Here is a 12,751-nt window from a genome sequence, read left to right as displayed (position 1 = left end):
GGGGGGTGGTACCGCCTCCCCGGCTCGAACGGGGGACCCCTAGTTCCACAAACTAGTGCTCTAACCAACTGAGCTAAGGCGGCATATCCAATTGTGGGCCGATACATAAGCCCCACTTGCGCGGTTTGCAAGAGTGCTTTTGCGCCAAATTACATTTTTTTCCACACCTTCCCGATCTTAACCATGAAACCTGTCTGTTTGGGTCCAGCATACGGTTTTTATGGACCAACGTCGCCATGCGCGATATTTAATTATAGGTAAACTAATGGTGCCAGAAATGTATCAAAATGGCACAAGGGAAGTTAAGAGTAGCTATGCAGCAAGACTGGATTTACACCAATGTAGGGCAACGCGTTTTAAGTTACGCGCTTGATCCTCGTCCAGTTTGGTTTTGGAATGAGGACGGTAGCGAGCTTATTTGGCGCAATCTGGCGGCAAAGCTGTTTCGCTCGAAGTTCAAAAAAAAGGGCCTCAAGTTTCTGCCCGATCCAAAGCCGCTTAAAGGGCAAGTCAATCGCCTGATCAAGCTTGGTCACGATGGCCGCGCCTCTGTTTCCCGTATGCGGTTTCAAATGGGCAAGAAGCCTGTTTCCGCGACATGTTCCTGCATACCGTTAAAAACTGATCAGGGTGAAAATGGCTTGCTGGTCATTTCCACCGATGCGATCGATTTCAACCAGTTTGATGGTGATGCATATGCGCTTGTTGCAGATGAACAGATGTTCTCGCCAGCGCAAACCTATGTGATCATCAATGCCGAAAATGAGATTGTTGCTGGCGCCACTGAGCACGAAAACGAAGACGATTTACAGCGACTTCTCAACAGCAGCTTTGCGCAATTAAATGATGCATCGCAGCTTGATGTGAGCCTTAAGGCCGGGGCGTCGATGCTCATGCTTGATTTTGCCGCACTGGCTAGTGCGTGGAAAGCAGAAGTAGAAGCAGAAGCAGAAGCAGAAGCAGAAGCAGAAGCAGAAGCAGAAGCGGAAGCGGAAGCGGAAGCGGAAGACGAGACCAGCGCAGCTGATGAAGAGCAAGAGGAAACAGTCAACCAAACGATCGCTGCTGAAAGTGAGCCAGCACAAAGCGTTGCGTTGGCAAATGACGCCCCTTCAACAATCAGCCCGCAAGAAGATCAAACGCTAGTTTCTAGCGATCAACCTGAAATGTCAGTCTCTGATACGCTTAATGATGACGACGCGCAGGAACCAGCCATCGCCACGTCGGAGCCAGAAGACATAGAAGAGTTCGGCGACGACGAATATGACATTGAGCATCTCGCGACGCTGGACGGCGCGAATGATGCCGATGAAGACTTGTCTGCAGACGCCGAGCCACAAAATGATACGGCTCAAGACCAAGATGAACCTGCAGCTGTTGCCCCAACTGGGCTGACGGACTTAATTGATCATCTTTATAGTTCAGGCAACAACATCACCGCCGATGCGCTAGATGATACTGAATTGCTGGCTGCAAACCGTATTGATGCGAACGAAGACTTTGCTGATCCAACAGACGAAGCAGCTATTGATGACGCGGCAGAGAAGCCCCAAGTCCAAGGCGTTGAAAACGAGCAGTTGAACGCAGTGCGCGACGAGTTGGCCGAATTGGACGATGGTTCGACCGAAGAAGATCAGACCCCAGCGCTTTGGAGCATTTCTGCGACGCATGTTTTGCGAGAAGCGGATGAAGAAACGCAAAAGCTGACCGCAGAAGTCGCGGACAAGACCTCAAAATACAACTTTGATGAGCTTTCACGGATATTGCGCGAACGGGTGAACACTGAAGAACCCGTCAAAGAAACGGTCGAACCTGAAGCGCCAGTGCGTGAGCCGGGCAAAGTTGTTGCGATGACGCCATCGCCGCAGCGCGACCTAAATGGAAAATCGTCACTTGTTTCGCTTAGCGACGAAGCACTTGTGTTGAACAAATTGCCATTGGGCATTCTGATATTCAGAGATCAGGACGTATTGTTCGCCAACCGGTCAATGGCAGATCTTGCAGGCTACAACACCACCAATGACCTTCGCGATGCGGGACTTGACGCCATTTTGCCTCGCGCTGATGACGCGGGTCACGATTTTGGCCCCATTGCAAAAATTCAGCGCCAAGATGGCGAAATGGTTGAGGTTTCTGCGCGTTTGCAAACAACAGTTTGGCAGGGGCAAAATGCCTATATGCTGACGGCGCGCGAAGAGCAATCAGGTCGCACCAACAATGGCATAATTGCGCAAGAGCGTGATGATGCGCAGGTGAGCTTTGCGAAAATCGCCAACGCTTTGGGTACGGGTTTCATTCAGCTTAATCGCGCTGGCTATGTGCTTGAACTCGATGGTGAAGGCAGCCGCATATTTGGGCCATCGATTGACCTGTTGCGCAATCGCCCAATCCTTGAATATGTCTCAACCGACACTCGCGGCACCTACCTCAACATCTTATCCGGAGAAAGTGACAGCGGCACGATCAAAGCCTTTGCTGGCGCTGAGCATTGCGAGATAAAACTGTTTTTGGGTGATGTGGAAGACACCTCAAGCCCAATCTTCGGTCTGATTTTTGCGCAAAAACCAGATCAGGCGCAAATTGACCACCAAAAAGATGAACTCAACAATGTGCTGCCAATTCTAAGCCGCGAAATTCGCCGCCCGTTGGCCAGCATTGCCGGATTCAACAGCTTGATGAAAGACGAAGCCTACGGGCCAATCGACAATGATCGCTACAAGGAATATATCGGCGACATTCATTCTGCGACCCGACAAATTGAAAAAGTCATTGGTGAAATCGACGATTTGAGCCGCCTCAATATCGGCGAAGTCGAACTACTAAACCAAGAAATTGATTTAGGGCTATTGCTCAACCGCTGCATCGTGCGCATTCGCGCTCAAGCAAATGCGCAGCAGGTTTTTGTACGCAGCGCGATACCAGAAACCAGCTATTTCGTTGAAGCGGATGAAAAGCTTTTGACCCAAACCATCATGAATCTGCTCGCAAGTGCGGTCACGCTGACCCCGGCTGGCGGCAATGTGGTGCTTAGCGCTGTGCGTGACGAAGACGATAATTTGATGATCCATGTGCGTGATATGGGCGAACAGGGGCAAGACCGTGCCGAACAGTTCATTGTTTATCATGAACCTGAAGGCGATGAGGCCGTTCCCGCCGATTTTGTACGCTCTGGTGTTGGCCTTTCGCTGACACATGCCTTGGCCAAAGCCAACGCTTTCTCACTTTCATTGGATCATATTGGACGCACTGGCATGCTGATGGAGCTGGCGATTCCGGCTGATCGGGTGTTTGGCACTACAAACTAGTTGCGACATTCTGACGCACCTTTGTGTCCCGCCCAAATTCGTGGAACTGCTTATTTATATAGAGTTTTGAACTCCAGTTTAGAACCATTCAAAAAAGCATACTCAAATACTCGACTTTGACTTGATCTGCATCGTTGACGGGAATGCAAAAACCAAAGAAAACCCCATGCAACGGAGGGACATCAACCCCTTTTTAGATGGAGTGAAGAAATGAATTTGTCCAAGTCGCTTGCAGCTACTCTGATCGCTGGTTCATCATTTTTTGGTGCCGCAGCAGTTGCTGAAGAAATCAACGTTTACAGCTATCGCCAGCCAGAGCTTTTGAAGCCACTTACTGACGCGTTTGAAGCCGAAACAGGCATTAAAGCAAATGTGTTGTTTGCAAAGAATGGTCTAGTGGATCGTCTTGGCTCAGAAGGCGAGAACTCACCAGCTGACGTATTGTTGACCGTTGATGTTGGCCGTTTGGACGCGATGAAGCAAGCTGGCATCTGGCAAGCTATTCCAACAGACATCACCGCAAAAATTCCTGGTGAATTTGTCGACCCAGATGGCGCATGGGCTGCGTTGTCGCTTCGCGCTCGCATATTCTACGTTTCAAAAGACCGCGTGAGCGATGAGGAACTATCCTACGCTGATTTGGCCAATCCAAAGTGGCAGGGCCGCGTGTGTACACGTTCGGGCCAACATGCGTACAATATCGGCCTAATCGCTGCGCAAATCGCAAATGAGGGCGAAGAAGCAACCAAAACATGGCTTGAAGGCGTTCGTGACAATCTTGCACGCAAACCAACTGGCAATGACCGCGCCCAAGTGAAAGCCATCTTCTCTGGTGAGTGCGATATCTCAATCGGCAACACCTATTATATGGGCAAAATGGTCACAAACGACAAAGAGCCAGAGCAAAAAGAATGGGCTGCTTCTGTTCGTTTGGTCTTCCCAGGTGCTGCACAAAACAAAACCCACGTGAACATTTCAGGCGTTGGCTTGGCTAAGCACGCACCAAACCTTGATGGCGCTAAGAAGTTCATTCAATTTTTGTTGTCTGAAAAAGCGCAAAGCATCTACGCAGAAACAAACTTTGAATATCCTGTTTTGCCGGGCGTTGAAGCATCTGACCTTGTAAAAGGCTGGGGCGAGTTGAAAGCTGACGATCTGTCGCTTGCTGAAATCGCTGACAAGCGCGACGAAGCCAGCAAATTGGTGGACGAAGTCAAGTTTGACGAAGGCCCACAAAACTAAGCCTTTGCACAAATTCCAAATCCGCTATACCAAGAAACGGATAGCGGATTTGATTGGAGAAGAACGATCGCTGGTCAAAGCGACAAAGCTCACAACTTAATTGCAGGCGCGGTTTCGCGCCTGTCTTTTGTTGAGCTATTTGTGATCTTTTCCATGGCCCTGCCCACACTGGCCCTTGGCTGGTTGGCCCTTGGTGCATTTGGCACAGAGGGCGGATTATTCTCCCGCATGTTGCCAGTTGCTTTGCGCGAGACGGGACTTTTGCTGCTTCTGGTTGGCCTTTTCACAGGTGTAATCGGCCTGTTGAGCGCTTGGCTTGTTTCCAACTTTGAATTTCCAGGGCGCAAGCTTTTTGAATGGGCGTTTATTCTGCCGCTTGCCATACCTACCTACATCTCTGCCTATGCGTGGGTTGAGGTAATGGACTTCACTGGTCCTTTGCAAACCGCCATCCGCACATTCACCGGCGCAAAGTCGATGCGCGAATATTGGTTCCCCGATTTCCGCACCATTGGCGGCGCCGCCTTTGTGATGAGCTTGGTGCTCTATCCGTATGTCTACTTGAGCTGCCGCGCGTTTTTCCTGATGCAATCAGGTGTGTTGGTTGCCGCCAGCCGCACCTTGGGCGCTGGCCCATGGCGTACGTTTCGCGACGTCATTTTGCCACTTGCGCGCCCTGCCCTAATCGTTGGGGTTTCGTTGGCACTGATGGAAGTGATCAACGATGTGGGCGCGGTTGAGTTTTTCGGGGTGAACACCCTCACCGCAATTGTTTATGCCACATGGCTCAATCAATCGAACTTGCCCGGCGCGGCGCAATTGGCGGTCACCACCGTGATTATCATCGCTGGGCTTATTTGGCTCGAACAGCACGAACGCCGCAAACTAGATTATCTCACGCGCCGCGATAGCCGCGTGCCCCCTGCCCGGGTCAAAATTCCACCAACAATCGCAGTTTGGGTGACGTTATTTTGCACCGTTATTGTTGGTTTGGGCTTTGTGGTGCCGGTGCTAGAACTGTCTTCGACCGCCATGGTGCGGATCGCGCGTGGTATCGTTGGCTTTGAAATTCTTGAAGCCTTGTGGACCACGGTGTGGCTCGCCTTTGTTGGCGCTGCCATTTGCGTTGGCATTGGCTATTTTACGGCACGGCGCATGGTAAATGCGGACGGAAGCCGTAATCTTTCCTATCTCGCCACCTTTGGCTATGCGGTGCCCGGCACCATTTTGGCCATTGGCGTTTTGGTGCCGCTTGGGTTCCTTGATGGGGTGATTAACGACGCGACCCGCGCTTGGTTCAATGTCACCGTTGGGCTTGTATTATCCGGGTCACCAATTGCCATTCTCTACGCTTACTCGGTGCGGTTTCTAACCGTTAGCCACAATTCGCTTGAAGCGGCGATGAAAAAGCGCGGCGTCAACTTGCTTGAAGCCGCTCACGTGTTGGGCGCAAATCGCTGGCGCTCTTTAATTGAGGTTGATCTGCCCACTTTGCGCCCTGCCATTGTTGCTGCGCTGACATTGGTTTTCGTCGAGTGCATCAAAGAACTGCCCGCAACCCTCTTACTGCGCCCCTTGGGCCTTGAGACGCTTTCAACCTATGTTTACGCCGAAGCGAGCCTTGAGAATTTTGAAAGCGCGGCTGTTCCAGCTTTGCTCATCATTGCCATTGGCCTTGTGCCCGCCATTTTGGGCGGCAAGCTGCAGGGTGGTGAAAGGTAGGGGTTTTGGCAAAAGGTTGCCCGCATTTATGCACACCGATTTGGTTCTAGTGACGAAAGAGAAACCGTCCGCTGCTATAACTGAAGGTGAATATGGTCGTCATGACGAGCGGCTCTACAACCTTGAAATCTGATTTTCGGATTGTGAGCTAGAAGGCGTGACTTTAGATGCGGCTCAATAAAAACCTTACCGACACGCTCATCTTCGCCCAACAATTGCAAGGCATGCGCCATGCGTCGCGGCTCTAAATCGTAGTCGGGCCAAAGCATTTGCAACCAAGCCAAGTCCCACCTCAAGGTTATCATATTCTCAGCACACTCGGTCGGCCCATTTTCAAAAGCAAAATACCCAATTGGTGACCTGGTTATTCCGTTTAAGAAACCACTGTCGTCTTTATAAAAGAAGGCAAGATCAACTTTTCGACCATCATTGTGCGAAAGATGAGGCAGCAACGGGAAACCTGAAATGAAGGGAAAATTTGCATCTAAGACTAGGGTCGTTGTATCCGGAAATTGCTGTTCCATGTTGATTGAGAAATCCAGCAATACAGCCTTTAGTTCAGGCGTAACATATTGCCTGTTCAATGCACAAAACAAAATCGATTTCATTTTAAAGGTGCTTTCGGACACACATGGAATTGGCTCGCGCCCCAACACTGGGGCGATTGCAAGCGCGCCAACCGATAATGCCAAGTAAGCCGAGACGAAAACCAATATTCGCCGCCTAAAACACGTAGCAACTAGCCAAGCCACACCTCCTAGCTGCGTAAGGAGAGTCAGAAATACAATTAGGAGTGAATGAAACAATATACGGGCCATACGAAACGTATATCGCAACTATTGGTACGATAATAGTAACGCTCCTTCATCACCCTCATGCAACAAGGTGGTGTTTGCGCCACGCAGGCTGGCCTAAGTATGACGGCGGTTTTAACCGCATATTGATTGGTCCCGCATCAAGTGCGGGACGGTGCAAGAAGACAAGCATCACTCAAAACCGTACCGCCCCGGACGGAGCACGCAAAGCGTGAGGAGATCCGGGGCCAATTTCGTTATCTTTCTGTAGATCCCGGCTTAAGGCCGGGAATGCCCCTTCAGAGGCTTTTGCACACTGCCGTTGACGCCGCTTGGCGACAATTTCCCCAACTCACCGATTATTGCCCATACCAATCTTGCGGTTTGCGCACCGCGCTTCTTCCCACCTCGTCTTTTACGCAAAAATACTGCATCACGAAGCTTTCATCCGTTCAACCAAAGTTGGCTTTTGCATTTTTGCCCATATCCGATAGAACTAAGTTCAGGTTTGACCCACACAAATCAGGGATGAGATACAGTGCAAATTATTGAAAAGACGGTCAAAAAATCGCTCGCATTCGCAGCAGTTCTTGGCCTTTCCACCTTTAGCGCGTTTGCCAGCGACATACGCGTTGGCATGGTTTTGGAGCCGCCGCATCTCGACCCGACAGCTGGTGCAGCCGCTGCGATTGATGAGGTGGTTTACGCAAACGTATTTGAGGGCTTAACTCGGATCGACCAAAATGGCGCGGTGCAGCCTTCTTTGGCAACCTCCTGGACCATCTCAAATGATGGCACGACCTACACGTTCAACCTCAAGCAAGGTGTCAGCTTCCATGATGGCACAAGCTTTGATGCGGACGATGTACTGTTCACTTTTGAGCGCGCACGCGCTGAGGACAGCACCAATGCGCAAAAGGGCATTTTTGCGCCGATAACCTCGGTGACCGCCATCGACCCTGCAACAGTGGAAATCAAAATTGCCCAGCCGCAAGGTGACTTTTTGTTCAACATTGGCCGTGGCGATGCGGTGATTGTGGCGCCTGAAAGCGCTGAGAAAAACCAATCTAACCCAGTTGGCACCGGCCCATTCAAGTTCGTACGTTGGGACCAAGGCAGTCGCGTGATTTTGGAAAAAAACGCCGACTACACTGGCACGCCAGCGCATATGAACAAGGCGACATTCGTGTTCATTTCTGACCCGAACGCGGCACAAAACGCCATGTTGGCGGGCGATGTGGATGGCTTTGCCAACTTCCCCGCGCCGGAAAGCCTAGCGATTTTTGAAGCGGACCCACGCTACCAAGTGGTACGTGGCTCAACCGAAGGCGAAACGATCCTTTCGACCAACAACGCCAAAGCGCCGTTTGATGATGTGCGCGTGCGCAAAGCAATTGCCCATGCCCTTGATCGCCAAGCGATAATTGATGGGGCAATGTTTGGTTATGGCACGCCAATTGGCACCCACTTCGCGCCGCACCACCCATATTATGAGGACTTGCTTGGCACCCACCCGCGCGACATTGAAGGCGCGAAAGCATTGCTGGCCGAAGCGGGATATCCTGAAGGGTTCAAAGCAACGTTCAAATTGCCACCGCCAACATATGCGCGCCGTGGTGGACAAATCATCGCCGCGCAATTGCGCGAGATTGGCATCGAGTTAGAGTTGATCAATGTCGAGTGGGGTCAGTGGCTGGAAGACGTGTTCAAAACCAAGAACTACGACCTTTCCATCGTCAGCCATGTGGAGCCATTTGATATCGGCATCTATGCGAACCCGGGCTACTATTTCCAATATGACAATGTGGTTTTCCAAGCGATCATTGAAAAGCTCAATGTGACCGCCGATGAAGCCAAGCGCGAGCAATTGGCCCGTGCTGCCCAGCGCATATTGGCTGAAGACGCGGTGAACGGCTATTTGTTCCAATTGGCAAAGACTGGCGTTTGGAATGCCAACCTTGAAGGCATGTGGCCAAACTCACCTGTTGAGGGCAATGATTTGACCGCTGTTCGCTGGACGAATTAGGCTTGACTTTAGAGCGCTAGCAGGGCCGATTGACCACTATGATTGGCTTTGCAGCAAAACGGATATTTGGCGTCGCGGTTACCCTTTTGGTGGCCGCGGCGATCATATTTTTCCTGCTTGATATTCTGCCCGGCGACCCAGCGCGCTTCATGCTTGGGATCAATGCCACTGACGATGCAGTTGCGGCCTTGCGCACCGAATTGGGCTTAGATCAATCCGCTTTCAACAGGTTCTTTATTTGGCTCTTCGGTCTTTTTCAGGGCGATTTGGGCATAAGCTTTTCGCAGCGCATGCCTGTGACGCAATTGATGGCCGAGAGGTTGCAAGTTAGCCTGCCGTTAGCGCTTGGTGCACTCACACTCTCAACGCTTATCGGTCTGCCCATTGGCATTATCGCCGCGCAAAATCGCGGCAAGTTGGGTGACACGTTGGCGATGATTTTGGCGCAAGTGGGCATTGCCATCCCAAACTTCTGGTTCGCCATGCTGTTGGTTCTCGCTTTCGCCGTCACTTGGCGAATTTTCCCACCCGGCGGCTTTGTACCCTGGAGTGATGACCCGTTGCTGGCCGCCCGTTCTTTGGTGTTGCCCATCATAGCGTTGGCATTGCCGCAGGCGGCGATCTTGGCACGCGTGATGCGCACATCTTTGGTGGATGTGATGCAGGCCGACTTCATCCGCACGGCACGCGCCAAAGGCTTAACCCAGAGCCAAGCCATTTGGCGGCATGGGGTGCGCAATGCTTTGCTGCCTGTCCTTACCATAATGGGTTTACAATTCGCGTTTTTGATCGCCGGCACCATCATCGTTGAAAACGTGTTTTACTTGCCCGGGTTGGGCCGTCTGATTTTCAGCGCTATCTCTGCCCGCGATTTGATTGTGGTGCGCAGCGCGATTTTGGTGCTGGTGGCCATGGTGATTTTGGTGATGTTCATTGTCGACTTGGCTTACGCATTTGTGGACCCGCGCATTCGTGCTGGCGGAGGACGAAGCGATGGCTGAGCAATCCACATTCGCCCGCGCCTTATCCCACCCCAGTTTTCGCGTTGGGCTTTTGGGCAGTTTCATCTTCATTTTACTGGCGCTGATCTCTGTGGTTTGGACACCTTATGCCACCGACATCGTGGACATTCCCAACCGCTTCGGCAGCTTCTCTGCCAGCAACTGGCTCGGCACAGATTATCTCGGGCGCGATCAATTCTCGCTGTTGATGGTTGGCATTGCCTCTAGCCTAAAAGTGGCGCTGTTGGCCGTGGCGATTGGCGCATTGGTTGGCGTGCCTTTGGGACTGATGGCAGCGGCGCAACGCGGTTGGCTAGAAGCGATAATCTTGCGATTCAATGACTTTATCTTTGCCTTCCCGGCCATCATCTCAGCCATCATCATCACGACGCTATTCGGCCCCTCGGCAATCAATGCGATGGTGGCGATTGGTATTTTCAACATCCCGGTTTTCGCCCGCGTGGCGCGTGGCGGGGCGCTCAGCCTGTGGACGCTCGAATATGTGGATGCGGCAAAGCTTTCCGGGCTGACGAGTGCACAAATTAGCTTGCGCCATATCTTACCCAATGTGGCCAGCCTGCTGATTGTGCAAGCCACCATTCAGCTCTCGCTTGGCGTGTTGGCAGAGGCTGGTCTTTCCTATATCGGGCTTGGCACGCAGCCACCGGATACGAGCTTAGGGCTGATGCTGAAAGAAGCGCAGAGTTTCTTCTTCGGCTTCCCCATGCAAGCGATCATCCCCGGGCTAGCGATTGTGCTGTTTGTGATCAGCTTCAATCTGTTAGGTGATGGGTTACGCGATACGCTCGATCCGAAATTGACAAGGGTTAGCACACTCTAATTATTATGAAATGGCGCGTGATATGACAAAAAATTCAAGGAAAAGTCTGATGGTCGGGTTATCAACCCGGTCAAAGGCTTTGACGTACGAATTTTGCCGACATTGCGCCGCGTCCAGAGGATGGAACGAGCTACCAGTTCCCGTGCGTTGTGTATGCTTGAAAGCCACAACGGCTTCCTGCGCAATCACGCCTACGGCAACAAGAAAGCTCGCTTCCACCATTTCGCAAGAATTAGAGAGTGCTAACCCGTTAGCCGGAGGCGTTGATGTCGCTGGTTGAGGTCAAGGATCTATCTATCAGCTTTGGTGACCACGCGGTGGTACACGCCATTTCGCTTTCGATTGATCCGGGCCAACGGGTCGGCGTGGTGGGAGAAAGCGGATCGGGCAAAAGCCTAACCGCTTTGTCGATTATCGATCTGCTGCCCGAAAGCGACAAGACCAAAGGCGACATCGTTCGCAACGTGCCCACGGGCGAGAGCTTGCGCGGCAAGCATATCGGCATGGTGTTTCAAGAACCCATGACCGCGCTGAACCCGCTGATGAAGGTCGGCGACCAAATCCGCGAAGCGCTTGAGTTGCATTTGCCGGGCATTGACTTTGTGGCGCGTGTTGCCGAGCTGATCGAAGAGGTGGAGCTGCCACCAAGCGTTGCGAACCGCTATCCGCATGAACTATCGGGCGGGCAACGTCAGCGCATTGGATTGGCAATTGCTTTGGCGGGGGAACCTGAATTGCTGATCGCGGATGAACCAACGTCAGCGCTTGATATGATCACGCAAGCGCAGATTATTGCGCTGATCAAACGGGTTTGCAAAGCCCACAATATGGCGCTTTTGTTTATCTCGCACGACCTCGGGGCCGTGGCGGCGCTGTGCGACTTTGTGCATGTGCTTGAGCGCGGCAAACAAGTGGAAAGCGGCACTACTAGCTCTGTTCTGAAATCACCGCAGCAAGCCTATACCAAACGCTTAATCGCCGCTGCAAAGCCAACCCGACGTCGTCTCACGACGCGCACAATCGGTCCGCCATTGTTGGAACTGGATGGCATTTCAAAACGCTTTAAGCTGCCCGGTCCGATTTGGGCGAAAAAATCTTATGTGCAAGCGCTCAGCGATATTTCACTGACCATTCGCGAAGCAGAATGTGTGGGGCTGGTAGGCCCTTCCGGCTGCGGCAAAACCACCTTGTCGCGAATTATCGCCGGGCTGCAAACTGCACAACGCGGCACCATCCAATTCGATGGTCATGCGTATGGGCGCAAATTGGGCGAAATGCCCCGCGCCGCGCGGCGTGAGCTTTCAATGGTGTTTCAGGACCCATTCGGCAGTTTTGACCCGCGCCTTAATATGGCGCAATCGCTCTACGAACCGCTCAATTTGATGCCCGAACTTGACCACGCCGAGCGGCGAGAGCGGGTGCATATGGCGCTTGAACGGGTTGGGCTGACCCCTGAGATGCTCAAACGACACCCGCATGCCTTTTCCGGCGGGCAGCGCCAACGCCTCGCCATCGCGCGCGCGCTTGTGTTGCGCCCCAAACTGGTGGTGCTTGATGAACCTGTTTCCGCGCTTGATGTGTCCATTCGCGGCGATGTGTTGGAATTGCTTGCCGACTTACGTGAGAACTTTGGCATCGCCTATTTGTTCGTCAGCCACGACCTAGACGTGGTCCGCGCCGTTGCTGACCGGGTGCTGGTGATGGACAAGGGCAAAATTGTTGAACAAGGCGATGTGGACACGGTGTTCGATGCGCCACAAGCTGAAATCACGCAGCGATTGTTGGATGCGAGGTTGGGGGTTTGAGGGTGCAGGAGCAGA

8 protein-coding genes and 1 tRNA gene are annotated in these 12,751 nt (G+C 52.3%); 7 read left to right on the top strand and 2 right to left on the bottom strand.

The window, feature by feature from the left end:
• Nucleotides 1–6: 6 nt before the first annotated feature.
• Nucleotides 7–83 (bottom strand) — tRNA-His (locus tag QQL65_RS09775).
• A gap of 231 nt (nt 84–314) precedes the next feature.
• On the opposite strand from QQL65_RS09775, the gene QQL65_RS09770 reads away from it, so the two are divergent.
• The 3 genes from QQL65_RS09770 to QQL65_RS09760 all read left to right on the top strand — a co-directional run bounded on the left by QQL65_RS09770 (nt 315) and on the right by QQL65_RS09760 (nt 6,269).
• On the top strand, nt 315–3,305 hold the full coding sequence (locus QQL65_RS09770) for a histidine kinase dimerization/phospho-acceptor domain-containing protein (RefSeq protein ID WP_284364065.1): 2,991 nt from the start codon (nt 315–317) through the stop codon (nt 3,303–3,305).
• A gap of 210 nt (nt 3,306–3,515) precedes the next feature.
• Nucleotides 3,516–4,547 (top strand): extracellular solute-binding protein, encoded by a 1,032-nt coding sequence (locus QQL65_RS09765; RefSeq protein WP_284364063.1) that lies wholly within the window; start codon nt 3,516–3,518, stop codon nt 4,545–4,547.
• A gap of 141 nt (nt 4,548–4,688) precedes the next feature.
• Nucleotides 4,689–6,269: an ABC transporter permease gene (locus tag QQL65_RS09760; protein WP_284364061.1), complete on the top strand. Its 1,581-nt coding sequence runs from the start codon at nt 4,689–4,691 to the stop codon at nt 6,267–6,269.
• Nucleotides 6,270–6,343: 74 nt separating this feature from the next.
• Here the strand turns inward: QQL65_RS09760 and QQL65_RS09755 are convergent, their stop codons facing one another.
• Nucleotides 6,344–6,982, bottom strand: coding sequence for a hypothetical protein (locus tag QQL65_RS09755; RefSeq protein WP_348529144.1), 639 nt, complete (start codon nt 6,980–6,982; stop codon nt 6,344–6,346).
• A 628-nt stretch (nt 6,983–7,610) separates the two neighbouring features.
• Between QQL65_RS09755 and QQL65_RS09750 the strand changes: the two genes are divergently transcribed.
• The 4 genes from QQL65_RS09750 (at nt 7,611) to QQL65_RS09735 (ending at nt 12,736) form a co-directional block, all read left to right on the top strand.
• Nucleotides 7,611–9,089 carry an ABC transporter substrate-binding protein gene (locus tag QQL65_RS09750; RefSeq protein ID WP_379863719.1) on the top strand — a complete coding sequence of 493 codons (1,479 nt, stop codon included), beginning with the start codon at nt 7,611–7,613 and terminating at the stop codon, nt 9,087–9,089.
• Nucleotides 9,090–9,127: 38 nt separating this feature from the next.
• On the top strand, nt 9,128–10,090 hold the full coding sequence (locus tag QQL65_RS09745) for an ABC transporter permease (RefSeq protein WP_284366261.1): 963 nt from the start codon (nt 9,128–9,130) through the stop codon (nt 10,088–10,090).
• On the top strand, nt 10,065–10,931 hold the full coding sequence (locus tag QQL65_RS09740; RefSeq protein WP_379863721.1) for an ABC transporter permease: 867 nt from the start codon (nt 10,065–10,067) through the stop codon (nt 10,929–10,931). The genes QQL65_RS09745 and QQL65_RS09740 overlap by 26 nt, the downstream gene beginning before the upstream one ends.
• 266 nt (nt 10,932–11,197) lie before the next feature.
• On the top strand, nt 11,198–12,736 hold the full coding sequence (locus QQL65_RS09735) for a dipeptide ABC transporter ATP-binding protein (RefSeq protein ID WP_284364051.1): 1,539 nt from the start codon (nt 11,198–11,200) through the stop codon (nt 12,734–12,736).
• Nucleotides 12,737–12,751 lie beyond the last annotated feature (15 nt).

Source organism: Maritalea porphyrae (assembly GCF_030159895.1).
In the GTDB taxonomy this organism is placed as follows: Bacteria; Pseudomonadota; Alphaproteobacteria; order Rhizobiales; family Devosiaceae; genus Maritalea; species Maritalea porphyrae.
The sequence above is the reverse complement of the archived record's forward strand: the minus strand, read 5'-3'. Positions and strand labels throughout refer to the sequence as shown.

Coding starts and splice junctions, on each gene's coding strand:
- QQL65_RS09770 (WP_284364065.1), top strand. CDS start 315: ATGCAGCAAGACTGGATTTACACCAATGTAGGGCAACGCGTTTTAAGT.
- QQL65_RS09765 (WP_284364063.1), top strand. CDS start 3,516: ATGAATTTGTCCAAGTCGCTTGCAGCTACTCTGATCGCTGGTTCATCA.
- QQL65_RS09735 (WP_284364051.1), top strand. CDS start 11,198: ATGTCGCTGGTTGAGGTCAAGGATCTATCTATCAGCTTTGGTGACCAC.
- QQL65_RS09745 (WP_284366261.1), top strand. CDS start 9,128: ATGATTGGCTTTGCAGCAAAACGGATATTTGGCGTCGCGGTTACCCTT.